This is a genomic window from Candidatus Acidiferrales bacterium (assembly GCA_036514995.1).
Taxonomy (GTDB): domain Bacteria; phylum Acidobacteriota; class Terriglobia; order Acidiferrales; family DATBWB01; genus DATBWB01.
In genome coordinates this window covers 1-23,931 of record DATBWB010000099.1, presented here as the reverse complement: position 1 = coordinate 23,931, position 23,931 = coordinate 1, and the positions used below count along the sequence as shown (strand labels likewise).

25 protein-coding genes are annotated in these 23,931 nt (G+C 60.6%); 12 read left to right on the top strand and 13 right to left on the bottom strand.

Translation table 11 applies throughout. From position 1 onward, the window contains the following. On the top strand, positions 1-347 hold a 347-nt coding region (locus VIH17_07150), incomplete at its 5' end, for a hypothetical protein (protein HEY4683011.1). 326 nt (positions 348-673) lie between these two features. Here VIH17_07150 and VIH17_07145 read toward each other — a convergent pair. The 5 genes from VIH17_07145 to purS form a co-directional block, all read right to left on the bottom strand. Continuing rightward, the gene (locus VIH17_07145) at positions 674-1,018 is read right to left on the bottom strand and encodes a hypothetical protein (protein ID HEY4683010.1); all 345 of its coding nucleotides are present in this window, start codon (positions 1,016-1,018) and stop codon (positions 674-676) included. 331 nt (positions 1,019-1,349) lie between these two features. Then, a complete protein-coding gene (locus VIH17_07140) occupies positions 1,350-1,901 on the bottom strand; it encodes a DinB family protein (GenBank protein HEY4683009.1) in 552 nt (183 codons plus the stop codon). Between the two features lie 355 nt (positions 1,902-2,256). Continuing rightward, positions 2,257-2,631, bottom strand: a complete 375-nt coding sequence (locus tag VIH17_07135) for an SIS domain-containing protein (GenBank protein HEY4683008.1) — start codon at positions 2,629-2,631, stop codon at positions 2,257-2,259. A gap of 12 nt (positions 2,632-2,643) precedes the next feature. Further along, complete coding sequence (gene glmS, locus VIH17_07130) at positions 2,644-4,113, bottom strand: glutamine--fructose-6-phosphate transaminase (isomerizing) (protein HEY4683007.1); 1,470 nt, start codon at positions 4,111-4,113, stop codon at positions 2,644-2,646. 139 nt (positions 4,114-4,252) lie between these two features. Then, complete coding sequence (purS, locus tag VIH17_07125; protein HEY4683006.1) at positions 4,253-4,498, bottom strand: phosphoribosylformylglycinamidine synthase subunit PurS; 246 nt, start codon at positions 4,496-4,498, stop codon at positions 4,253-4,255. A gap of 141 nt (positions 4,499-4,639) precedes the next feature. Here purS and VIH17_07120 point away from each other — a divergent pair, with 141 nt between their 5' ends. Continuing rightward, positions 4,640-4,795, top strand: coding sequence for a hypothetical protein (locus tag VIH17_07120; protein ID HEY4683005.1), 156 nt, complete (start codon positions 4,640-4,642; stop codon positions 4,793-4,795). A 32-nt stretch (positions 4,796-4,827) separates the two neighbouring features. Here the strand turns inward: VIH17_07120 and VIH17_07115 are convergent, their stop codons facing one another. After that, on the bottom strand, positions 4,828-5,448 hold the full coding sequence (locus VIH17_07115; GenBank protein HEY4683004.1) for an AAA-associated domain-containing protein: 621 nt from the start codon (positions 5,446-5,448) through the stop codon (positions 4,828-4,830). 38 nt (positions 5,449-5,486) lie between these two features. Between VIH17_07115 and VIH17_07110 the strand changes: the two genes are divergently transcribed. Then, complete coding sequence (locus VIH17_07110; GenBank protein HEY4683003.1) at positions 5,487-6,449, top strand: histone deacetylase; 963 nt, start codon at positions 5,487-5,489, stop codon at positions 6,447-6,449. A gap of 17 nt (positions 6,450-6,466) precedes the next feature. After that, complete coding sequence (locus VIH17_07105) at positions 6,467-7,285, top strand: creatininase family protein (protein ID HEY4683002.1); 819 nt, start codon at positions 6,467-6,469, stop codon at positions 7,283-7,285. A 96-nt stretch (positions 7,286-7,381) separates the two neighbouring features. Here VIH17_07105 and larE read toward each other — a convergent pair whose 3' ends face one another. The 6 genes from larE to rpmH all read right to left on the bottom strand — a co-directional run bounded on the left by larE (position 7,382) and on the right by rpmH (position 11,550). After that, entirely contained in the window at positions 7,382-8,260 is an 879-nt protein-coding gene (gene larE, locus VIH17_07100; GenBank protein ID HEY4683001.1) for an ATP-dependent sacrificial sulfur transferase LarE, read from the bottom strand. Between the two features lie 67 nt (positions 8,261-8,327). Then, positions 8,328-8,852 (bottom strand): R3H domain-containing nucleic acid-binding protein, encoded by a 525-nt coding sequence (locus VIH17_07095; GenBank protein ID HEY4683000.1) that lies wholly within the window; start codon positions 8,850-8,852, stop codon positions 8,328-8,330. A gap of 82 nt (positions 8,853-8,934) precedes the next feature. After that, the gene (yidC, locus tag VIH17_07090) at positions 8,935-10,722 is read right to left on the bottom strand and encodes a membrane protein insertase YidC (protein HEY4682999.1); all 1,788 of its coding nucleotides are present in this window, start codon (positions 10,720-10,722) and stop codon (positions 8,935-8,937) included. A 24-nt stretch (positions 10,723-10,746) separates the two neighbouring features. Further along, positions 10,747-10,989 carry a membrane protein insertion efficiency factor YidD gene (gene yidD / locus VIH17_07085; protein ID HEY4682998.1) on the bottom strand — a complete coding sequence of 81 codons (243 nt, stop codon included), beginning with the start codon at positions 10,987-10,989 and terminating at the stop codon, positions 10,747-10,749. A 59-nt stretch (positions 10,990-11,048) separates the two neighbouring features. Continuing rightward, positions 11,049-11,423: a ribonuclease P protein component gene (gene rnpA, locus VIH17_07080; GenBank protein HEY4682997.1), complete on the bottom strand. Its 375-nt coding sequence runs from the start codon at positions 11,421-11,423 to the stop codon at positions 11,049-11,051. Next, the gene (rpmH, locus tag VIH17_07075) at positions 11,410-11,550 is read right to left on the bottom strand and encodes a 50S ribosomal protein L34 (protein ID HEY4682996.1); all 141 of its coding nucleotides are present in this window, start codon (positions 11,548-11,550) and stop codon (positions 11,410-11,412) included. The genes rnpA and rpmH overlap by 14 nt, the downstream gene beginning before the upstream one ends. A gap of 360 nt (positions 11,551-11,910) precedes the next feature. Between rpmH and dnaA the strand changes: the two genes are divergently transcribed. The 7 genes from dnaA (at position 11,911) to VIH17_07040 (ending at position 22,656) form a co-directional block, all read left to right on the top strand. Continuing rightward, positions 11,911-13,227 carry a chromosomal replication initiator protein DnaA gene (gene dnaA / locus VIH17_07070; protein ID HEY4682995.1) on the top strand — a complete coding sequence of 439 codons (1,317 nt, stop codon included), beginning with the start codon at positions 11,911-11,913 and terminating at the stop codon, positions 13,225-13,227. A 268-nt stretch (positions 13,228-13,495) separates the two neighbouring features. Next, entirely contained in the window at positions 13,496-14,611 is a 1,116-nt protein-coding gene (gene dnaN, locus VIH17_07065) for a DNA polymerase III subunit beta (protein HEY4682994.1), read from the top strand. Positions 14,612-14,867: 256 nt separating this feature from the next. After that, positions 14,868-17,279: a DNA topoisomerase (ATP-hydrolyzing) subunit B gene (gene gyrB / locus VIH17_07060; protein ID HEY4682993.1), complete on the top strand. Its 2,412-nt coding sequence runs from the start codon at positions 14,868-14,870 to the stop codon at positions 17,277-17,279. An 86-nt stretch (positions 17,280-17,365) separates the two neighbouring features. Next, complete coding sequence (locus tag VIH17_07055) at positions 17,366-18,604, top strand: CapA family protein (GenBank protein ID HEY4682992.1); 1,239 nt, start codon at positions 17,366-17,368, stop codon at positions 18,602-18,604. A gap of 129 nt (positions 18,605-18,733) precedes the next feature. Next, positions 18,734-21,235, top strand: coding sequence for a DNA gyrase subunit A (gene gyrA / locus VIH17_07050; GenBank protein HEY4682991.1), 2,502 nt, complete (start codon positions 18,734-18,736; stop codon positions 21,233-21,235). 192 nt (positions 21,236-21,427) lie between these two features. Next, the gene (locus tag VIH17_07045) at positions 21,428-21,592 is read left to right on the top strand and encodes a hypothetical protein (GenBank protein HEY4682990.1); all 165 of its coding nucleotides are present in this window, start codon (positions 21,428-21,430) and stop codon (positions 21,590-21,592) included. Positions 21,593-21,624: 32 nt separating this feature from the next. After that, positions 21,625-22,656: a DUF4097 family beta strand repeat-containing protein gene (locus tag VIH17_07040; GenBank protein ID HEY4682989.1), complete on the top strand. Its 1,032-nt coding sequence runs from the start codon at positions 21,625-21,627 to the stop codon at positions 22,654-22,656. A 124-nt stretch (positions 22,657-22,780) separates the two neighbouring features. Here the strand turns inward: VIH17_07040 and VIH17_07035 are convergent, their stop codons facing one another. Then, entirely contained in the window at positions 22,781-23,413 is a 633-nt protein-coding gene (locus VIH17_07035; GenBank protein HEY4682988.1) for a hypothetical protein, read from the bottom strand. A gap of 290 nt (positions 23,414-23,703) precedes the next feature. Here VIH17_07035 and VIH17_07030 point away from each other — a divergent pair. Then, on the top strand, positions 23,704-23,931 hold a 228-nt coding region (locus VIH17_07030; GenBank protein HEY4682987.1), incomplete at its 3' end, for an RsmG family class I SAM-dependent methyltransferase.

Sequence of the window (23,931 nt, the reverse complement as noted above, 5' to 3'; positions counted from 1 at the left end):
CGCGCGATCAAATCACGCTCGAGTGCTGCCCGACGAGCAACCTGGCTACCGGCGCGCTGGCCCAATTGCGCGGTCTCGCCGCTGGCGAGGTTGCCTTGAGCCAGCACCCGCTGCGCGAATTCTTCGACCGCAACCTGTGGGTAACGATTTCAACCGATGATCCCGCCCTGTTTCACACCAACCTTCTTCGCGAATACTCCCTCGCCGCGGAAGAGATGGGCTTCTCTCCCGAGGAGCTCGTGCGCATCGCCGAGATGAGTTTTGAATCCGCCTTCCTACCACCCGAAGAGAAGCTCCCGCTCCTCGAAACCTTCCGCAAGCGAGCCAGAGAATTGCTGTCAGAGTGAGAAATTCAGGCTGCTGAGCGTGCCCAACAGGGCTATCGGCCCAGCGGCGAACCCCCTATCAGGCGTTCTTGGATGAAGTAAAACAGATGGCCAAAGAGGAGGCAGCGTGAACTAGAACCTCCTGCCACCGGAGCACTCCGGTGTCCGGAGATCTTCAGCCAAGTACACAAGACTGTTCAAGAAACTGAACAGCAGTGTCCCGAAGCGTCGGGAGAGTGGCTAACGGGGAGGGAGAATCCGACTCCGGGCTGGGCGAGAGGCGGAAGGGGGCAAGGCCCTTCACTTCATTCAGGGCAAGCCGGCTTACCCCGACAGGTCGGGGCGGACTAGGAGGCAGCTTCGAGGGGCGGAAAGTCAATCCGCCAAAAACGCGGCGTCGGTTCAGGGAATTCGACGCCCACCTGGCGCTTCCCTTCAAAGGGCTGGCCAAGGTAGTTGATGCGGCAAAGTTGCTCCTGCTCGGTCCAAAGATTCGTCACGTGGACCTCATCCTTCATCTGGACGTCGCCGGCCAGCAGGATCAATCCACCTCGCGAGCTGACCAGCACCGTCGTGGTATCCTCGACAAAGGGGTTTTTGCCGCCGTTTTTGCTGCTGACCCGGATAGGGATGCGGATCAGGACGCGTTGCGTCCGCCTCCGCTCAATTCCGGCAATTCGTTCTGGTGTCATCGCTCACCACCTCACGCAATCGCGTGATGCTCCGAGTCTAGCCGTTGCCCCAGGCGGGTCAATGGTCGAGAGGTGCTAGACTGGAGTTACTTTAGCGCTACCTTGAGCTAGTACAAAAGTCCTGCCCGCATCCGGTACGTTCTAGCAGGAATCAGTCCGCAAGGGGTGAACCATTTTGGAAAGGGGTCGCACAAGGGGGCTGGATTCCACGATGAGGTGCCAGGACGCGGCCTCACTCCACCCCGTTAGAGAGATAACAAGATGCAAAGACGGTTCATGCCGCTTTGAATGCAGTACAGCCCCCGCTGAGTAGAGACGCTCGCCCAGGAGCTTACCGCGGGTGGGTGAACCCACACTCCTTCCACAGCTTTTCCCAAATCCAGATCCCGACGGCGGCCTTGTCTGGCAGCGGGAATCCGAGCTGACGCGCCAGCATGCACACTTGCCCGCGATGATGGGCATCATGCGAAATCATGTAGGCGAACATGGCACCGCCCGCAGGCCACGGCCTCGCCCAACCGTCCCGGCGAAACTTCTTGACGCGGCCCTCGGGGCGGGCCAAGGCTTCCGCGAGCATCTCGCCGCAGCGCGCGGCGCTCTCGGCCAGCGCGGCCCTGGCCTGCTTCTGCGTGCAACGGGCGCTGTGCAGCAGGGCAGGCAGCTTCAGATGCGGGGCCGAGAGCCTCAACCACTTGCAGCGGATGTTGTGCATGTGAGTGAAGATTGCAGCGATGGTTCGTCCCTTACGGCCAGGCGGTTTGGCTCGCCACGCGCTCGGGTCGAGATGCTCGAGCACGATCTGGTTCATCCGGTCGTTGACGGCGTAAGTTTCGAGCAGCGCTTGGCGAAAGTCGAGAGCAGGTGCAGCAGCGTGCCTGACCATAGGACCTCCTTTGTGGGCATGAAGGCCTGCCTGCCGGAGGCAGGCTAACGCGGCGCGCGGCCCGAAGCAATGGGTCGCCAACCCGCCGCGGCGGACTTAGGACAAGCGCGGCGGGCCTTGACCATCCCGCCAAGGACCGACAGCACTTCGCGGCTGCGTGCGGCAGGCAAGGCAGGAAGCGCACCAGGGCGAAAACGACGTTATGCCACTCGTTGCAGGGCGATCAGAGAGGGTGTGAAAACTCAGTCTTGATGCCCTCAGCGGCTAAAGCCGGATTGATTCTGCAAGGTTTAAGGCACGCCTGAAGGCGTGCCCTGCCGCAAAACGGCGCTTATCACACACCCGATGGGGCCAGCTATTCCACCGTCACGCTCTTGGCGAGGTTACGTGGCTGGTCCACGTCGCAGCCGCGGCGGACGGCGATGTGGTAGGCAAGCAGTTGCAGCGGAATGATCTCGAGGATGGGCGAGAGCAATTCCGGCGCCGGGGGAATTTCAATCACATAGTCGGAGGCCTCGCGGGCCATCGTGTCGCCCTCGGTGACGACCGAGATGACGATCCCGTCGCGCGCTTTGACTTCCTTGATGTTCGAGATCGTCTTCTCGTAGTGCACCCGGGAAAACTCGTCGTTCTTATCGCATGTGGCCACCACCACCACCGGCAGATTTTCGTCGATCAAAGCGTTGGGCCCGTGCTTCATCTCCCCCGCCGGATAGCCTTCAGCGTGGATGTAGCTGATCTCTTAGAGCTTCAAAGCGCCTTCGAGCGCGATGGGGTAATGGATGCCGCGGCCGAGGAAAAGGAAATCCGAGCAGCGGAAGAAATGCTTGGCCAGCTCTTCAATCATTTCGTCATGTTGGAGCAGGGTCTCGAGCTTGGCCGGGATGTGAGTCAGCTCCTTCAAGATGGAGCGAGCACAGTCCTGCGTGATCGTGCCACGCAACTGGGCGAGATAGACCGAGAGTAGCACGAGCGCGGTCAATTGGCCGGCAAAGGCTTTGGTGGAAGCCACCCCGATTTCCGGCCCGGCGTGAGTGTAGATGGTGCCGGCGGCCTCGCGGGTGAGCATAGAACCAACCACGTTGCAGATGGCCAGCGTCTTCGAGCCTTTCTGCTTGGCCTCGCGCTGGGCCGCCAGCGTGTCCGCCGTTTCGCCCGATTGCGAAATCAGAACCGTCAAGCTGTTGTCGCTCAGGATCGGATTGCGATAGCGGAACTCAGAGCTGTAGTCCACCTCCACCGGCAACCGCGCCAGGCGTTCGATCATGAACTTGCCGGCCAGCGCCGCATGCCAACTGGTGCCGCAGGCGACCAGCTTGACGTCAGTGACGCGGCGGAATTCCTCCTCGCTGATGTCCATCTCCTCCAGGAAGATCTTGCCTGTCTCAAGCGACAACCGGCCGAGGAGCGTGTCGCGGACGGCGCGCGGCTGCTCAAAGATTTCCTTGAGCATGAAGTGCTTGAACCCGCCCTTTTCCGCCATGATCGGATCCCAGGTGACGTGCTGGACGGCGCGCTCGAGCGGTTTGCCCTCGTAGTCCATCACCCGCACGCCCTCAGGGGTGATCACGGCGATGTCGCCATCGGCGAGGAAGAATATGTCGCGGGTGTGATAGAGGATGGCCGGGATGTCCGAGGCGACGAAGTATTCGTCCTGGCCGAGGCCAATCACCGCCGGCGGACCCATGCGCGCGGAAACAATCTTGTTGAGGTCGCGCGTCGAGAGGATGGAAAGCGCATAGACGCCGGTCAGCTCTTTCACCGCCCGGCGCACGGCTTCTTCGAGCGGCACGCCGTTCAGATATTTTTCCACCAGATGAGCGACGACTTCCGTATCGGTTTCGGTGACGAACTTGTGGCCTTCGGCGGCCAGCTTCCGCTTCAAGTCCAGGTAGTTCTCAATGATGCCATTGTGCACCACCACCACCTCGCCTTTGCAATCGCGGTGGGGGTGGGCGTTTTCTTCGGTGGGGCGGCCGTGAGTGGCCCAGCGGGTGTGGCCAATGCCGTAGATGCCGTCGGCCGGATGGAGCCGCATGCTCTCTTCCAGGTTGCGCAGCTTGCCGGAAGCCCGGCGGATTTCGAGCTTGCCGTTTTGCCCAACTACGGCAATGCCAGCCGAGTCGTAGCCGCGGTACTCGACTCGCTTCAACCCCTCGAGAATGACGGCTACCACTTTCTTGGGCCCGATGTATCCAACAATTCCGCACATGGTCGTTCGCCCTGTCCTCAGCAACCAGGCTGCCAAACAGCTTCCCGCTAACCGCCTATTATCTCAAGCTCTTTGGGCCGGTTGCTGCCTCTCTTGAGAAGCGATGGAAAATTGCTGCATTTTTGTGCACAGGGAAAACCTATTCCACCATCTCGTACCGAAATTCTTCGATGACCGGGTTGGTCAGCACCTCCCTGGCAAGTCGTTCGACCTCAGCGCGAGCCGCCTCCGGGTTGAGGTTGCTGTCCAGCTCCAGGACAAAAAACTTGCCCTGGCGAACGTCCTTCACGGCGGCAAAGCCAATGGACTCGAGCGCCCGCAGGATCGTCTGCCCTTGCGGGTCGAGCACCGTCAGCTTCAACATCACCCACACATGCGCCTTCATGCCATGCCTCGAAAGCCGATCCCGGCCAGCGTTGTCGTTCGGCGGCCACCATAGTAGCATAGCGCGGCTCGCCTTCTTTCATCACCTGGTTCACCCCAAACTTCTTTGAAACGGCTTCAGAAAAATTGGGCTCGCAGCGCGATGTATCGTGTGCTGCTGGTGAGCGAGGCGATCAAGTTCGTGGTATTCGCCGGATTATTTTTTGGCGAATCGGCCAAGGCGCTGCTTCTCAGCCGGGTACGAACCTGCCCCCCGGAAGCGTGCCAGGTTGTGCTGGGAGTGGGGCGAAAGATTTAGCGGCCGATCATCCCGTGCCGCCGGGCAAACCTTCACCGGCGTTTGCCGCGAGCCGCAACCGCTGCCGGCTTCGCCTCGCGCAGATACAGTTCGTCCTTACCTTGATCCCAATCGAACAGCCCAGCGTAGCGGCCCCAGTTGATCGCCGTGGCCGTCTGGCGCTCTGCCTCGCCGGGCGAAAAATGCGCTTGCAGTTTCGTCAGGAAGCGTTCCCGCCCCATGCGACGTTTCCGCTTGGATCGGAGCGTGGCCATGACCTCCTGAATGACCGGGAGCTTCAGGATTTGCTCGCGAAAGCGCTTCTTGCGGTGGTTGTCGTCACCGACCAGCAGGTTGACGGCAGTGGCAGTCAGTTCGATGTCGCCCTTTTCAACCTTGATGAAGCTGAGAAGTTCAGCGGCCTCGGTGATGGGCGCAAGATCATCCAGGTCCAGACGCAAGCGCTGAGCGACCTTGTAAACGTTTTCCTTGCCGCCAACATCACGCACCTGCTCGAGCAACCCCAAGATGGTGCCGATCTTGGCGTGCGGCAATAGGTCCACGGTGGCGGCTATTATACTCCAGAAAACCTTGTCTCCCGTGCCGGGCCCGCGCTCGAGCCCGAGCACTTTCAGGACTTTTTGGCGCGGGATTGGTCGCGTGGCACGGGTCACCTGGCGCCGGTCGCCTTCATGTTAAAATTTCCCCCGGCATGCTCCCTTTCAAGCTCATCTATTCCGATGGCTACGATCTGAACCTCGGGGCGCATGTTTTTCCTTCCGTCAAGTACAAGCTCATCCATGACGCGCTGCTTCGAGAAAAATGGGCGGCACGGGACGACTTCCTGGAGCCACCGGCGGCGGCGGACGCCGACGTCCTCCGCGTCCACACCCAGGAATATGTCCGCAAGCTCAAGTTGGGCAAGTTGAGTTACCTGGAAATCTTGCGGTTGGAGATTCCCTATTCGCCGGAACTGGTCCAAGCCTGCTGGCTCTCGGCCGGCGGCACCATCCTGGCCGGCGAGCGAGCGCTGGCCGACGGCTTCGGCGTCAACATCGGCGGCGGCTTTCATCATGCCTATCCCGACCACGGCGAGGGTTTCTGCGTGCTGAACGACGTAGCGATTGCCATCCGCCGCCTGCAGGCCAAGCAGGCGGTCGAGCGCGTCATGGTGGTGGATACCGACGTCCACCAGGGGAACGGCACGGCCGCCATCTTCGGAGGCGATGGAACCGTTTTCACCCTCTCCATCCATCAGGAGAACAACTACCCGCACCCGAAGCCGCCAAGCAACGTGGACATCAATCTCCCGGACGGCATCGGCGACGAGGAGTATTTGACGCTGCTCGACCGGCATCTTGAAAAAGCCCTGGCGCAATTCTCGCCCGAGATTCTTTTCTACGTTGGCGGCGCGGATCCTTACCGCGAAGACCAGCTCGGCGGGCTCGTCCTCACCATGGCAGGGTTGCGACGTCGCGACGCGCTGGTCTTCGAGAAGGCCCGACGGCGAAACATTCCTGTGGCGGTGACGCTCGCCGGCGGCTACGCTCGCCGGGTTGAAGATACCGTGCAGATTCATGTGAACACCATCCTGGCTGCCCGAGACACAGCGACCGGTGACCGGCGACCAGTGGGCAGTGAGCAGCAACCACAGATGAACACAGATAAACACTGATTTAGGGAGGGCCGTGTATGAAGCGTTTATTCTTCTTCCTTTGCCTCCTTGTTTGCTTTACCTCCTTTGCCTCCGCTCAAGACCTTCCCAGCCGCTTGCTGGACGACCTGAACTGGATGGAGTTCAAGAAGATCGTCCCAGCGCAGGTGAAGACGGTGCTGGTCACAGTCGGAACGCTCGAACCGCACGGCGTCATCAACAACGGCGCGGACAACCTGGCCCCGGTGAAAATCGCGGCCGCGATCGCGCCCGACGCCAACGCCCTGATTGCCCCGCACATTCCCTACGGGGTCACCGGCTCGATGGCGCCCTATCCAGGAGCCCTGCACATTCCCGAAGAAGCGTTCACACCCTACTTGCGGGCAGTCCTCGAGGGCATGGTCAAAAACGGCTTCAGGAACATTGTCGTGATCAACGGCCACGGCGGACTGCAGACAGCGATTCTGACGCGCGAATGCGAGCAGCTTGCCCTGGCGCGGCGAGTGAACACGCTGGTGATCAACTGGTGGAGCGCCTGCGGCCACGTCACCAAAGAAGTTTTTGGCGAAGACGGCGGCCACGCCGGCATCAATGAAACCGCTTTCATCCAGGCGATCAATCCCAAGCTGGTGCACAAGGACCTTTATTCGGACGCGTTGGCCACGCCCAACCCCGCGCCGGGAAGCTGGAGCGCTACGCCCTTTCCTTCCACCATCGGGCTCTACCACGCCGGCCAGGGCTACCCGAAAGATTTTTCCCAGAAGAAAGCCGACGAGTATTTTGCGAAGATCGTGGCCTGCGTCGGCACGCTCGTCAAAGACACGCTGAAGAAGTGGCAAATGGCCGGGTTTGAGTAAGCTCCCGACTCGAAAATCGACATTCGAAAAGCGAAACTCCCTGGGCTTTCAATCTCGAGTGCCGAGTTTCGTTTTTCCCTTTTCGGTTTTCGGTTTTCAGAATCGTTCTCTGTCGCTGCGTTTGGCAGCTTCCCCGATCACTTCATTGAGTGAGCCGCTGCGGTAGCCTTCGAGGTCAAGGGTGACGTAAGCGAAGCCGAGCTGCTTGAAGATCTCGGTCATGCGGTGGGCCATTTCCAAGGAGAGGGCCCGGGGCAATTCTTCGCGAGCAATTTCAATCCGCACCAGTTCGTTGTGGTAGCGGACGCGGCATTGGCGGAAGCCAAGCTCCCGCAGGGCGGCCTCGCCCTGCTCCACCTTGCTCAGATTCTCTTTGGTCACGGCGGTTCCGTAAGGAATGCGCGACGCCAAGCATGCCGATGCCGGCCGATCCCACGTCGGCAGCCCGGCGCGTTCGGACAGGGCGCGAATCTCAACCTTTCTTAGCCCCACCTCCAGCAGCGGCGCGAGCACCCGGTGCTCATGCGCCGCCTGATGGCCGGGGCGAAAATCACTCACATCGTCGGCATTCACGCCATAGGCGATGGCGGCAAACTTGCGCTCGGCAGCCAGCTTGTCGAGTTGCTCAAAAAGTTCGTTCTTACAATGATAGCAGCGGTCCGGGCGGTTGGCGACATAGCGGGGATTCGAAAACTCGGCGGTGCGGAGGAACTCATGCGGGATCCCAAATCGCCGCACGAACGTTTCCGCTTGTTCGCGGTCGAACCGCGGATAGCTTTCCGAGAGCGCGGTCACGGCCAGGGCTCGCCGGCCGAGCGCCCGGTGAGCGGCCCAGGCGAGATAGGCAGAGTCGGCGCCGCCGGAGAAGGCAACCACCAGGGAACCATGGCGGCGCAACTCGGCGAAGAGCCGGGTCTCTTTCCGAGCCGGGTCGGTGAGCGGGTCAAGCAATAGGTTTGGCGTCACCCTGGCCATGGACAGAAACATATTCGCAAAGTTGAGGGCGCGGCGCAACGGCAGGACTATTTCCGAAATCGAGAAATCAGGACTGGGTCGCCTTTTCCGGGTAGATCACCAGTTGCCGCCGTTCGCCGTAACCCTCGCTGGCCGTCCGAATCCCGGGTGTGTCTTTGAGCGCCAGGTGGATGATGCGCCGTTCGCGGGCCGTCATGGGATTGAAGCGAAACGGCTGGCCGGTAGCGCGCACCTTGTCGGCCGCCACCTGCGCGGTCAGCTTCAACTCTTCGATGCGCGTTGCCTTGTAAGCTTCGCAATCGAAGCGAATGCGGTCGTGGTAGTGCGGGTCGAGCCGCACCGCCCGGATGCAAACGTACTCCATCGCCCGCAGTAGCTCGGCGTTGCGCTCGAGCAGGAGAGCCGAATCCTCGCCGGAGAATTCAACGATGAGCTCCGGGTTTTCCATTTCGGTCAGGTCTTGCGGCGCGGCTGGCCGGATCTGGTAGGTGAGGAAAAATCCGCAGGCGCGGAGCAGCCGATCCAGGAAGGAACGCAGCGGCTCCTCGATGCCTTCGCGGTCCAGCTTGCCATCCTGGATCCAAGCGCTCATCCGGGGTCTGCCTCTGGTTCTGAACCGGTCGGGTCCAGGGTTTACCGCCATCCAGCCAGGCGGGCTTGTCGCCTCGGCCCGTTCACCGAGGGGGCCGGCCTCGCCTTTTCTGGGCGTCCCGCTCGGCTTCTTTGGCTCCCAGCCGGTTGATGAACCACTGCTGGCCTATGCCGATGATGTTGCCGACCAGCCAGTAGAGCATCAGTCCGCTCGAGACGGGAAAGACCACAAACATGCCGCCGAGCATGATGGGCATCATGTTCATCATCCGCTGCTGGGCAGGGTCGGCGGTGGCGGTCGGCGTCATCTTCTGCAAGAAGTACATCGTCACCGCCATCAAGATCGGGAGCACATAGTAGGGATCGCGCGCCGAAAGATCTTTGATCCAACCGAGCCACCGCGCGTGGCGCATCTCAATCGTGATGGACAACACCTTGTAGAAGGCGTAGAGAAACGGGATCTGCAGCAGCATGGGCAGGCAACCGCCGAGCGGGTTGATGCCCTGCCTCTTGTAAACGGCCATGATTTCTTTCTGCATCTCCTGCTTGCGCGGATCATTGAACTTGAACTTTTTGTAGCGATCCTGGATCGAGCGAACTTCGGGCGCAGCCTTTTGCATCTTCTGGGCTGATTGCATTCCCTTCAACTTCAAGGGAAACAACGCCATGTTGATGCCAATCGTCATGATGACGATCGCCCAGCCGTAATTGGCCACGACGTTGTGGTAGAGCCACTTGATGCCGAGGAAGAGCGGCTTGGCGATGACCGCAAACCAGCCAAAATCCACGAGCTCGGAGAGCGGTGGTTTGACCGCTCCCAGCGCGTCTAGGTCTTTCGGGCCGACGAAGAGGCCCAGGGACTGCGCTGCCGGCGGCGCGCCCGCCCCTCCCGAAGCTTCGGGACGATCGGGGCCACCCTCCCCGCCGGCCACGCCCAGCGCAATGCCCAGTGCTGGCTGTTTGCTCGCTTTCTCTCCGGGTTTCGCCGGCGCCGGCTCAAATTCATCTTTCCACTCGGTGATGCGCACGGCGCCGGGGGGAGGCAGAAAGACAGCCGCAAAATAAAGATCCTCAATCCCGGCGTAGGCAAAGGAACCCACTTCCGACTTGGGCGCAGAGACCTTCTTGTGGGCGAGCCGCTGCACTTCGTTGGGCGCCCGGCGGAAGACCTGCACCTGCTCGAGGGCCTGGAAAGCGGTCTTGTCGCCAAAACCGCCCTGCCAGGAAATGGAGTGGGCCAGCGGCGCCCCGTTCAGAGTGACGATCGTCTCGAGTTGGACAACGTAGCTTTCGTCAAAGCGAAATCTCTTTTTCACTGCCAGACCGCTTTTGCCAGCGTACTCGAAGGCAAGGGTTCCGGGAATCGAAACCTTCTTCGAAGCAGGACCAACAAAGAGCGCTTCATTGACCTCTTTTTGGAGCGCCGCCACGTCGACCCCGCCCGCCTCGCCCAGAACCAGGCGCAGCGGGAAGCCTACCTGGCTCGATGCGGCCGGGTGCACCACGTCCAGCGGGCTGCCCGATTCATCGGCATATTGCTTCAGCACCCAGCTCTTCACCACCGCGCCCCGATTGGAAAAGACGACCCGATAAAGAGTGTTCTCCGCGACGATCTCTTGCTCAGCCGTGGCAGCTTTGACCTCCACCGGCGCCGGTTTGGCAGCGGATCGCAGGGAGGCGGATGGTTGGGGTTTCGCAGGCCCCGATTCAATCGGGGCGGGTACCACCGGCTGCGTCATCGTAGTCGGGGCTTTGGCTGGCGGCGGGGGCAAGCGACGTGCCATCCAGCGCTGCATGATCAACATCGCCACCACGGATAGCGCAAACGCCAGCAGCAGCCGCAATTCAGAGGAAAATTTGTCGCCGTTCATCAGCTTCCAGGAATTCCTCGTGCCTCACGTCCGCTCCATGCGGACAGGGACAGGGTCGTAGCCGCCTCCGTGAAAGGGGCGACAACGAAGCAATCTCTTGACCGCGAGCCAGAGACCCTGGCGCACACCGTGCTGGGCCACCGCTTCGCTGGCATAGACCGAGCAGCTAGGATAGAAGCGGCACGCACCCGCAAAAACAGGCGACAAGATTGCCTGATAGGTGCGCAGGGCGACTAGAACGAGCGTTTGGATCGGCCGGGCTCTCATGGTCGTGACCGTTTTCTTGCCTCTCCACCCGGGGCGGACGGGCCGTGAACCGCACTGCTTCAGGCCAAGCCCTTGGCAAACATGCCGAGGAGTTCCGCCTCGAGCGCGGCGAAATCGGCAGTGCTCACGGTTGTCTTCGGGTGGAGGACGATGTCCCAACCCGCGGGAATTTCCGCGCGGCATCGCCGCAGCATCTCACGGGCGCGTCGCTTCATTCGATTCCGCAACACGGAACCACCCCGCCGCTTCGGCGCCCCTTTGAGGGATAGGCCAAAGCGCGAAAGGGCACGCCCGTTGGAAAGAACAAAAGCGACAAAGTGAGAGGAGGCCAGCCGCCGCCCCGAGCGATAGACAGCGCGGAAGTCGCTGGAACGTACCAGGCGCACCGCCCGGGGCCATCCCGCGCCACCGAGCAGGTTGCTAATCGACGCCAAGCCGCCAGCGTCCTTTCGCACGCCGCCGCGCAAGTACTTTTCTTCCCCCGGGGGTGCTCATCCGGCTGCGGAAGCCGTGTGTTTTCTTCCGCCGGCGGACATTGGGTTGAAAGGTTCGTTTGGGCATGAACTCCCCGTGCGGTCAGCTTTCCGCAGTGGAAATCGAACGGGCAGTATATCGGATGGGGTAGAGAGCGTCAAGGAAAGCCGGAGGCCTGACCACTGTGGAAAATGGGGTGAAACTGTGGTAGCATCCCCCCGCTTCGAGCACGCCCTGAGGCAGCCGCGAGACCTTGTCACCCAACGAGTGAACAACACAAGACGGAGTTTTTTCTCCGCCCCTTGCGTTCCGAGGAATCGAGGCCACGACGGCCCCTCATGGCGTACCATTCAGGTAACAGAGGGCGACCGGTCATCCACAACTTTTCCACAGCTGTGGAAATTCATCCGCTGGGCCGCTCACCCTCCCGTTTGCCGGCGGGCTTGCATGAATACGTGGGAAAAGATCCTCCAGCACATAGCACCACGGGTCAATCCACACACCTACGCGACGTGGTTTCAGCCCACCCGGTTGGTGGAAGTGCGGGGAGAGCGCCTCACCGTCCATGTCCCTAACCGTTTGTTCAAGAAGAAGTTACGGGAAAACTATGGGGCGATCCTTGAGGGCGCCCTGGCCGAACTACAGTTGGGTCCACGCCAGATCGAATTCGTCACCGAAGAGGCGGTTGGGCCGACCGCCAAGATAGGTTCGACCATGCAGCAAAGCAAACTGGATTTTGAATCGGTCGCCAATCAGCTCAACCCGCGCTATACCTTTGACTCCTTTGTCGTGGGCAGCTCCAACCAGTTTGCTCACGCGGCGGCGCTGGCCGTTGCCGAGCGACCTTCAAAAGCCTACAACCCGCTCTTTCTCTACGGTGGTGTGGGCATGGGCAAGACGCACCTGATGCAGGCTGTCGGGCACCTGACCAAGCTGCGACAGCCGGCCATGCGCGTCACCTACATCAGTTCGGAAGAATTCACCAATGAGGTGATCAATTCGCTGCGCTACGACCGCATGGTCAGCTTCCGCGAAAAGTATCGGCACGTGGACATCTTGCTGGTGGATGACATTGAGTTCATTGCCGGCAAGGAGCGCACCCAGGAGGAGTTCTTCCATACCTTTAACGCCCTTTATGACGCCCAGAAGCAGATCGTGATCTCATCCGATTGCCCGCCCAAAGAGATAGCCGCCCTGGAAGAGCGGCTGCGGTCGCGCTTCGAGTGGGGGCTCATCGCGGATATCCAGCCGCCCGACCTGGAAACCAAGATCGCCATCCTGATGCGGAAGGCGGAGACGGAGCGCGTGCCGCTGCCGGTGGATGTTGCCGAGTACATCGCCCGGTCCATCAAGTCGAACGTCCGTGAGCTGGAAGGAGCGCTCATCCGCTTGCAGGCCTATGGGTCGCTCATCGGGGCGGAAATCAACCTCCCCATTGCCCAGCAGGTGCTCAAGAACATTATCGATTCTCAGGAGAAGAAGATCACGATTGAGCTGATCCAGAAGCGCGTGGGCGAGCAGTTTGGGCTGCGCGTGGCGGAGCTGAAATCCAAAAACAATTCGAAAGCAATTGCCTATCCGCGTCAGATCGCCATGTATCTGGCCAAGAATCTGACCCAGGCGTCCTTGCCCGAGATCGGGCGGCAGTTCGGCAACAAACACCATACGACGGTGCTTTACTCGATCCACAAGATTGACGCCCTGCGCCGCGAGGACAAAGATTTGAACAGAATGCTCAACAAGCTGATTGATTCATTCAGTTGAGGTTGCTCACCCTTGCACAAGCAGCGGCCGGGGGGTGGTGTGGAAAAGCCACCGGCTGCATCATCTTGGTGCAAGACCAGCAGCTTTTTCCACTGCCTGGCCGGGCGGTTGAAATCTTTTCCTCGGCCCTGCTGGCTGTAATCGCCTCACGGGCGTGGAGCAACACTTTTTGCACAAATTTCACCGCTCTTACGGCTACGGCTGTATATTTAGTCTGGTAAGGTTGCTTGTAGTCAAGCTCGTATAGATTCACAGGAGATTCATCGAGATGGAATTCAGCGTAAGCCAGAAAGTTTTGGTCGCCGAACTGGGCCTGACCCAGGGCGTCATCGAGAAGAAAACCACCATCCCCATCCTTTCCAACCTTTTGCTGGAGGCCAAGGGCGACCGATTGTCCATAGCCGCCACCGACCTCGAGTTGGGCATCAAGACGGGATGTCCGGCCAAGGTGAAGAAGGATGGCGCGGGGACCGTCCCCGCCAGGCGGCTGCTCGAGATCGTGCGCATGCTGCCTCTCGACAAAGAAGTCCGGTTCAAGCTTCTGGAGAACCACTGGTTCCATATTGCGTGTGAAAAGTCGAATTTTCGCTTGGTGGGGATGGCGAAAGACAACTTCCCGGTCCTGCCGGCATTTCCGCATCCGCTCGTGAAAATTCCGGGAAGGTTGCTGGCGACATTGATCGCCAAGACCATTTTTTCCATTTCCATGGAAGAGTCGCGCTACACGCTCAATGGCGCCAAGCTCATCTTGAAGCCGGATTCCATGACCATGGTGGCCACCGACGGCCACCGCTTGGCGCTCGTCGAGACCGATCACAAGCTGGAAGGTCTGAAGGGCGAGCACGAAGCGCTCATCCCGAAGAAAGCGATGGCCGAACTCCAGCGGTTATTGGCCGATGCCGGCGAGGAGGTGGTGGCCGAGTTCGCCAGGGATGAGAACCACCTCTTCTTCAAGATCGGCGAGCGGCTGCTGCTGGCGCGGATGCTCACCGGCCAATTTCCCAACTATGAAGCGGTTCTCCCGCGGGAGAACACAAGGATCGTTCAGATCGACCGCAGTGCCATCGAGCCGGCGGTTCGCCGCGTGGCCCTGCTCGCTGACGTGCGTTCCCACGCCATCAAGTTCGCGCTCACGAGCGAAGGGGTTGAGGTTTCTTCTTCCAGCCCCGATTTCGGCGAGGCCAAAGAGACCGTCGAGGTCAGCTACAAAGGCGAGCCGCTCACGATCGGCTTCAACGCCAACTATCTGCTCGATTTCTTTGGTGCCGCCCCGGAAGGCAAAGTCAGCTTCGAGTTCAAGGATGAACAATCTGCCGGGCAGTTGCGCCCGCTCGGCGACGAACAATTCCGCTACCGCTACGTCCTCATGCCGATGCGCATCTGAGCCCGGCAGGCCTCTCGAAAGAAGTTACTTTTTCCTTGCGTGAATTCTGGCTAAGTTATGGTAAAATATAGGGCTTGAGAGTCAGCAAGAAACGTTCGAGCTCCTCCAGCCGACCGCTTCGAAACCCGCTGCCAGGCGGGCAAAAACCAGCCGGGGTAACGGTCGGTTTTTTCTTTCGCTGGCCGCAAAGCGCATAGAAAAATTTCGCGGGCAGGACCAACGCTGCTCGCCACCCGAGGCAAGCGAGGCCATCCGTATGGGTGAGAAAGAAGTAGCGACCTCCAAGGGCCATCGCTACGACGCCACCAGCATCAAGGTCCTCGGCGATCTCGAGGCGGTGCGCAAGCGGCCGGCAATGTACATCGGCTCCACCGGCTCATCCGGGTTGCACCACCTTGTGTGGGAAGTGGTGGACAACTCGGTGGACGAAGCGCTGGCCGGCTTTGCCACCAAGATCGAAGTCACCGTGCACCTCGACAATTCGGTCACGGTGGTGGACAACGGCCGGGGCATCCCCGTGGACATGCACGCCACGGAGAAAAGACCCGCCGCCGAGGTCGTGATGACGCTCCTCCATGCCGGCGGAAAATTTGACACCGAAAGCTACAAAGTTTCCGGCGGGCTTCACGGCGTGGGCGTCTCGGTGGTCAACGCGCTCGCTGACTCCCTCGATCTCGAAATCTGGCGCGAAGGCTATACCTATCAGCAGTCCTACCAACGAGGGGATCCGACCACCAAGCTCATCAAAGCCGGCAAGACAAACCGCACCGGAACCAAGGTTACCTTCCACCCCGATCCGCAGATCTTTGCCAAAGAGGAGTTCAACTACGACGTGCTGGCGCAGCGGTTGCGCGAGCTGGCGTTTTTGAACAAGGGCTTGCTCATCACGCTGGCCGATGAGCGCGTGGAGAAGGGCGAGAAGAAGACCGAGTTCCGCTTCACCGGCGGCATCGCCGAATTCATCAAGTTTTTAAACAAGGGCAAGACCGTCCTCCACGAATCGCCGATCTATTTTGAAGGAAAGCGCGATACGGTCGAAGTCGAAGTGGCTGTCCAGTACAACGACGCTTACGCCGAGTCGGTCTTCTCCTTTGCCAACACCATCAACACCGTGGATGGGGGAACGCATCTTTCCGGGTTTCGTTCCGCCCTGACGCGCACCATCAACGCCTATGCCAACTCCCTCGGCCCCCTCAAGGACAACAAGGAAAACATCCAGCTCACCGGCGACGACGTCCGCGAAGGGCTGGTCGCCGTCGTCTCCGTCCGCCTGCCCCAGCCGCAGTTCGAGGGGCAGACCAAAGGCAAGCTCAACAGCGACATCAAGGGCCTGGTCGAGCAGATGACCAACGAGAAGCTGTCGGAATATTTCGACAAGCACCCCGGGGTGGCGCGCAAGGTGATTGCCAAGACCATTGACGCTGCCCGGGCGCGCGAGGCGGCTCGCAAGGCGCGGGAGCTGACGCGGCGCAAGACCGCTCTCGAAGGCGGCGGCCTGCCGGGCAAGCTGGCCGATTGTTCGGAACGCGACCCGGCGCGCTGCGAGCTGTTTGTGGTTGAGGGCGAATCGGCCGGCGGCTCGGCCAAGCAGGGCCGTGACCGGAAATACCAGGCCATCCTGCCGCTTAAGGGCAAAATCCTGAACGTGGAGAAGGCGCGCTACGACAAGATCCTCTCCCACGAGGAAATTCGCGCCCTCATCACCGTGCTGGGCACCGGCATTGGCCGCGAGGATTTCGACGCCACCAAACTCCGCTATCACAAGGTCATCCTGATGACGGACGCGGACGTGGATGGTTCGCACATCCGCGCCCTGTTGCTCACCTTCTTTTTCCGGCAGATGAAGGACTTGATTGATCGCGGCAACGTCTATATCGCCCAGCCGCCGCTCTACCGCTTGAAACGCGGTAAGTGGGAGCGATACATCAAGGACGAAAAAGAATTTAACCGCGAGCTGATGCGCCGGGCGACCGAGGACCACGTCGTCAAGATGAAAGGCGGCGCCAGCATCGAGGGCGGGGAGCTAGCTCGCTTCCTGACCGATGTGTACGAGTACAACCAGTTCCTGGCCAAGGTCATGAGGCGGCTGCGCGATGCCCGGCTGATCCAGCTCCTGCTGCGGTCAGAACTCGAAAAGAAGGCCGACTTTGCCGACAACAAGAAGCTCAGCGAGCTTGCCAAAGAACTCAAAGAGCTGAAAATCCCGGCTGCGATTGAACTTGACGAGGAACACAGCCTCTACGAACTGGTGATTGCCGACAGCGGCGCCCAGCAGCGGCGGATCAATTGGGAGCTGGCCTCGATGCCCGAATACAAGAGGCTTCGCTCGCTCTACGCCTCCATCCGGGAGTTCGATAAGCCGCCTTACGTGGTGACGCGCAACAGCGAGTCGACCACCACGGAAACCATGCAGGGCCTGCTCGAGTACGTCCTTGAGGATGCCAAAAAAGAATTCACGATTACGCGCTTTAAAGGGCTGGGCGAAATGAACCCGGGACAGCTCTGGGAAACGACCATGAACGCGGATACGCGCACGCTGCTCCAGGTGAAACTCGAAGACTTGGCTGAGGCCGAAGCCACTTTCTCAACCCTGATGGGCGAAGACGTCGAGAGCCGGCGCAAGTTCATCGAGGAGAATGCCTTGGATGTGAAGAACCTGGACATCTAGCATCGCTTTCCATTCTGCCGCCGAACCCGATTCGCCCCGGAGACCCCCGGTCGCCAATGACGGCCAATGACGACCAATGAAGGCCAATGACGGGCAGCAACCTTTCGATGAAGAAGCGGATGCACGTTACTGTCACCTCCATTGGGCTCGTTTTCTTGCTGGCAATCGGCAACCTTTCGAAGGCATCCGGGCAACCGACACCGGCTACGAGAAAGGCGGCTAATCACATTGAAATCCTGGTTGTCGGCGACACGCTGCCGGAGTCACCTTGGAGGGGAAAGCAGGACCTGGAGCATTTTCTCGATGGGGTGAAAGAGCGGCTCGGGCAGGCGGATGTGGTTTTTGCCAACCTCGAAGGGCCGATCACCCAGGCGACCGAGCCAACGCCGTGGAAAAACCAGAAAGCGCTGGACGAAGGCCGAGATTACCTGATCCGGATGACGGATCCGCAGATTCCCGCGGCACTCAAGGCGGCCGGCTTCACGCTCGTCGGCTTGGCCAACAACCACATGATGGATTACCAGGAGCAAGGCCTGTTCGACACGATCGCGGCGCTGGACAAGGCCGAGCTACCCTACGTCGGTGCCGGAAGGAATCAGGAAGAGGCCGGCAAGGCGTGGATCTTTACGAAGAGGATCACCACTCCTCCGGTCGAGCCATCCCGCAGAGGTGGATCAGGCCAAGCGCAGACCCCGGCGGCAGAAAAGGAAATTCGTATCGCGTTCCTCGCCTTCTCCGATGTGGTTCCGAAATATGCCTGGGCGGACCCGGCCAAGCCGGGCATCGCCACCGCCAAGGAAGAAGAGCGATTGATGGACGCGATCCGGGAAGCGAGGAAGCAGGCCGATCATGTAGTCCTGATGATGCACTGGGGCGGGCACGCCCTGCCGGAGACGATTCCCCACCAGCGCTTCCTGGGCCGGTTGGCGGTTCGCGTCGGCGCGGACGCCGTGGTCGGGATGCACCCGCACGTCCTGCAAGGGGTGGAGTGGTATCGCGGGCCCCGTACCGGATTGGCACGGGCCGGGCCGATCTTTTACTCGCTTGCCAATTTTGCCTACGCCAGCCGGCAGGATGAGGCCAGGCGCGCGGCGATGGCGCGTCTCATTTTTGACGGAACGGGCTTGAAATCTGCCGGCCTCATCCCCATCGAGATTTCCGAGGAGGGCGCGCCCAAGATAGCCCAAGGGAACGGCCGGGCAGAAATCCTGAAAGTAATCGCGGAACGGTCAGCGAAGTTTCGCGCACGGCTGCGCGACGGAGAAATAGTGATCCTGCGAGAGCGGAAGGCAGCGCAGAGCAACAAAATAGAAAAGAGAAAATAGAAATCAGGCCGGCCTCTTTTCTGTTTTCTCTTTTCCATTTTCTTTGCCTGGCTGCGAGGGTGCTTGAGCAGATTTCCTGACCACGGTGTTGATTTTTTCAGGGCCGACCGGCCCCTGTCTTGAGGCTTCATGAGCGAGACCAAACCGACGTTCGTTCCCGTTGATATCGAACAGGAGATGCGGCGGTCGTACCTCGATTACGCCATGAGCGTGATCATCGGCCGAGCCCTGCCCGACGTGCGTGACGGTTTGAAGCCCGTCCACCGTCGCATCCTCTACGCCATGGAGGAAATGGGCTTGCGCTCCAACAAGCCCTTCCGCAAGTGCGCCAAGATCGTGGGCGAAACCATGGGCAACTACCATCCGCACGGCAATATGCCCATCTACGACGCACTGGTTCGTTTGGCGCAGGACTTCAGCATGCGCTATCCGTTGGTTGACGGCCAGGGCAACTTCGGTTCCATTGACGGCGACCCGCCGGCAGCCGACCGCTACACGGAGGCGCGGTTGGCCAGGATCGCCGAGGAGCTGCTGGCGGACATTGAGAAAGAAACCGTCGATTTCCGGCCCAACTACGATGAAAGCCGGCAGGAGCCCACCTGCCTTCCTTCCAAGATCCCCAATTTGATCGTCAACGGGTCGTCGGGAATCGCCGTCGGCATGGCGACCAACATCCCGCCGCACAATTTGACGGAAGTCCTGGATGCCTGCGCGCTGCTCATCCAGAAACCGGAAGCGAAGCTCGAGGACGTGATGAAGCTGGTCCCCGGGCCGGACTTTCCCACCGGCGCGTTTATTTACGGCCGGGAGGGCATCGAGCAGGCCTACCGCACCGGCCGCGGCTCGTTCCAGATGCGCGCCAAGGCCGCAATCGAGCGCGTCTCCAAAGACCGCGAATACATCGTCGTCACGGAAATTCCCTATCAGGTCAACAAGGCCAAGCTGATTGAGCGCATCGCTGAGCTGGTGCAGGCGAAGACGGTCGAAGGCGTTGCCGACATCCGCGACGAAAGCGACCGGGAAGGCATGCGCATCGTGCTCGAGCTGAAGAAGGGCGAAGAGCCGAAGATCATCTTGAACCAGCTCTACAAGCACACCCAGATGCAGGAAAGTTTCGGCGTCATCCTGCTCGCCATTGTCAACGGCCAGCCCCGCGAGATGGGCCTGGTGGAGCTGCTCCAGCACTTCATCCATCACCGCATGGAAGTGGTTCGGCGGCGAACCGCCTTCGACCTCAAAAAGGCGGAAGAGCGCGAGCACATCCTGCTCGGCTTCAAGAAAGCTCTGGACGTGCTCGACGCGGTCATCAAGCTCATCCGGGCGTCCCAGTCTCCCAAGGAAGCCAAAGAAGGCCTGATAGCGCGGTGGGAATTCTCCGAGCGCCAAGCCCAGGCGATTCTCGACCTGCAGCTCCATCGCCTGACGCAGATGGAGCACGAAAAAATTCTCGCGGAGTTGAAGCAGATTCAGCAACTCATCGGCGAACTCAAGGAAATCCTGGCCAGCGACAAAAAGCTGAAGCAGGTCATCGTCAACGAGGTGCGCGAGGTGCAAAAGCAGTTCGGCGACGAGCGGCGGACGCAGATGGTCGAGCGCGTGGAGGAGATCAAGCTCGAGGATCTGATTGCCGATGAAGACGCGGCGATCACCGTGAGCCACGCCGGCTACGTCAAGCGGACGCTGGTCGCCGTCTATCGCCACCAGTCGCGCGGCGGCAAAGGGCGCATGGGCATGAAGACGCGCGAGGAAGACTTTGTCGAAAATCTCTTCATTGCTTCCACGCACAGTTACCTGTTGATCTTCACCAACAAGGGCCGCGTTTACTGGTTGAAGGTCTATGAGGTGCCCGATGTGAGCGCCGCCGGCCGCGGCAAGCCCATCGTCAACCTGGTCGGAATGTCCCATGAAGAAAAAGTGACGGCGGTGCTCGCCGTGCGCAACCTCGAGGAGCCAGGCAAGTACGTCTTCATGGCCACCAAGAACGGCATCGTCAAGAAGACCGAATTGATGGATTTCTCGAACCCGCGCTCGAGCGGGATCATCGCCTTGGGCCTGGAGGATGGTGACGAATTGATTGGCGTCGAGCTGACGGGCGGCAAGCATCAGATCTTTCTCGCCAGCCACGACGGCATGGCCATCCGCTTTGACGAGGACGATGTCCGCGCCATGGGCCGGCCGGCTTACGGCGTCAACGGCATGGAGCTTGATAAGGGCGACTACCTGGTGGGTATGGAGGCCATCCCTGAGGATACCGGACTGATCCTTTCGGTCACGGAGAAGGGCTACGGCAAACGCACCGAGCTGAGCGAATATCGCCGGCAGTCGCGCGGCGGCAAGGGCGTCATCAACGTCAAGACCACCGAACGGAACGGCAAGGTCGTGGACGCGCTGCACGTCGAGGCGGAGTCGGACATCATGCTGATCACTGAATACGGCAAGGTGATCCGGCTCGAAGCTGGCGAAATCCGGGCCGCTGGCCGCTCGACGCAAGGCGTCCGGCTGTTGAAACTCGAGGATGAGGACTCGGTGGCCGCAGCCACCGTCGTGCACGAAGAAAGATCCGCGAGCGGCGGGGGCGAGGGCGAGAGCGCGCAAGAAAGCTCAGGCTCCGGTCCCGCCAAGGCGGGCTAGTGCCGTTCCAACTATTTGGGGCCATTTTCCGCAAGTCACACGGCATGCTTTATTGATCATACAGGATCGAGATGTATAGGCTCATCAAGTTGGAACGGCACTAGCTGCCGAGCAACCCGACAACCGCTCCCACGATTTCCCTCTCTCCCAAATCTTCGCTCGGCGGCGGAGGGACGACCACTGGCGGCCAACTTGTTTGCGGATGACACCATCGTTGCCATCTCGACGCCACCCGGACGGGGTGGAATCGGGGTGGTGCGTCTTTCCGGTGAGCGAGCGCTCGACGAGATCACCGGCGAAACTACCGTCGAAGACATCCTCGACCGAATCTTTTCCCAATTCTGCATCGGAAAGTAGCCCGAACTTTTGGTGAGGCGGATGCGTAACCCATGGCGAGAAGAACGTTTCTTGCCGTCGGGAGTGTCCTGATGCGGTCCGCGCGTATTCCGGCCATCCTTCTGTTGACGATCGTAGCGGCGGCCACGCAGCCGGCCTGCGTGGTTGGTATTGACGGCGAGCGCGGAACGTTTGAAAGGAGCCTGGCGGTCAGCGGCGTGGTACGCCTCGAAGTCCAGACGGCCTCGGGCAGCATCAACATTTCCCGAGCCGTCGGGACCGAGGGCTCAGTGCACATCGTGGGCAAATTTCGAGTCGGCACTTGGCTCTGGGGCGATGCCCGCGAACGTGCCCGGCACCTCAAGGAAAACCCGCCCATCGAGCAGCGCGGCAGCCTCATCCTCGTCGGTTCCGGCGTCAGCCGCGAACTCCTGCGCAACGTCCAGATAAGCTACGAAATTACCGTTCCCGAAGATACCGAAGTGGTGTCCACGGCTGCCTCCGGCCAGCAAACCATCCGCGATGTCAAAGGTCCGGTGCGAGCCACGAGCGCCTCAGGCAGCGTGACCGTGGGGAACGTGGCCAAAGATGTGACCATAACGGCAGCCAGCGGCGAATTGAGCGCGCGGGACATTGGCGGCAATCTCCGCGCCAGCACTGCCAGCGGCTCGCAAACGATCGAGGACGTTGACGGCGAGGTGCGCGCCCGGGCAGCCAGCGGCTCGCTCACCATCAACCAACCGGGCCGGCGCGTGGACGCCAGCAATGCCAGCGGGCATATCCAAATTCGCGGCGCGAAGGGAGATGTTCGGGCGCGCAATGCTTCCGGTGGGGTTTCGGTCGAGGGCAACCCGGCGAGTGGCGCTCTCTGGGAAATTAGCAGCGCGTCGGGCGGCATCCATTTGCGCCTGCTCGAGCCGGTGGACGTCGAAGTGGCCCTCGAAACCCGCTCGGGCAGCATCACCACCGACCGGCCGATCACCATCCAGTCGAAATCGCGGCATGAGCTCCGCGGCCTCATTGGCAAGCCGGACGCCCGCATCGAAGCCTCCACCACCTCGGGCTCGATCCGCATCCTGCGTTAGAAGGCGTTTCAAAACGTCCGCCGCCTTTTCGTGTCATCCCAAGCGAAGCACAGAATCCCAGGCAGAGAGGCTTCACTTCGTTCAGCATGACAGTGCGACAGGCCAGAACCGGGTTATGAAATGGCTACTCGGTTGGTTTGTCGAGGGGCTGCGGCGGGCTGAGCAGCAGGCCAGAGACGCGCTCCCTGCCCTGAGCGTCGCGGTACACTCCGAGCGAAAGCCCTCGCAAGGGGTATTGATAAACGGTTAGCGGCGGGTTCGGAACTTGGTATTTTTTGGACCCCGGGCCGAATATCTCCAGGCGCAAGTCGTCGGAATATTTCAAGAAAAGGGCGCGTGTCTTGCCCCGCAGCTTCGTCGCCAGCACTTCGGGCAATTCCCCGGTGCGCGTACCGGTTCCAATCTCCATGCTGGCCACCCGATCTCTGCCGTCGAAGCTCAAAACCAGCCCGGCCACCCCGACTTGTCCCGGCGTCCCGCCGAGGCGAACAAAAAGCAGGCTCGGGTTCCATGAGGCGGGCCGGGCCTCTTTGCCAAAACGCTTCCGGATCTCCTCCCGCGGGTCGCCTAGTTTCACGCCGAAGACGGCGATTCGCCGGCTGTCCACTTCCGCGATCGCCGCCAAATCGGTATCGGCGAGGTCATAAACCGGCGCGACCGCTTCTTTTTGCTTTTCCTGCGCGAACTGACCAGCCCCCGCCGGCGTGGCTCGAACGCAGCTCGCCAGCCAGAGGGCCACGCCACACGCGATCGCCATCGGACGCTGCATGGAACCGCCAGTATATCCTTTTTGAGCCTGGCTCTGCCTTGCCACACACTCTGTCGAGCGGGGCTCCCAGCCTGCCACCCGCGTGCGGGCTGTGTTAGAGTGAGGCGCGCCGCCACCGTCTATGCGTGCCGCCGTCTTGACTGATATCGCCAGGCTTGAAATCCGGGAGGTCGAAAGACCCGGCGTCGCCGATAGAATTCTTCGCTCGGCGCCAGGACCTGCGGAGGACTATGAATAATCTCTTAGCTATTATTGAGTTCTACTAGATTCTATTTGCTATGATGACTCCGAGCGAGCAATTGAACCAGACTCTGGAAACATTCGGCTTGCACCCGCGCGCGGAGACGGTTGAAGCGGTGCTTGCTTACACAGAAATGCTTGTCCGGTGGAACCGGCGTATCAACTTGACCGGGATTCGAGAGCCGGTCGAGATCTGGCGGCGCCATTTCGGTGAATCGTTCTATCTGGCACGGCTGGTGGATCTCGGTTCGGGCCGCTTGGTGGAC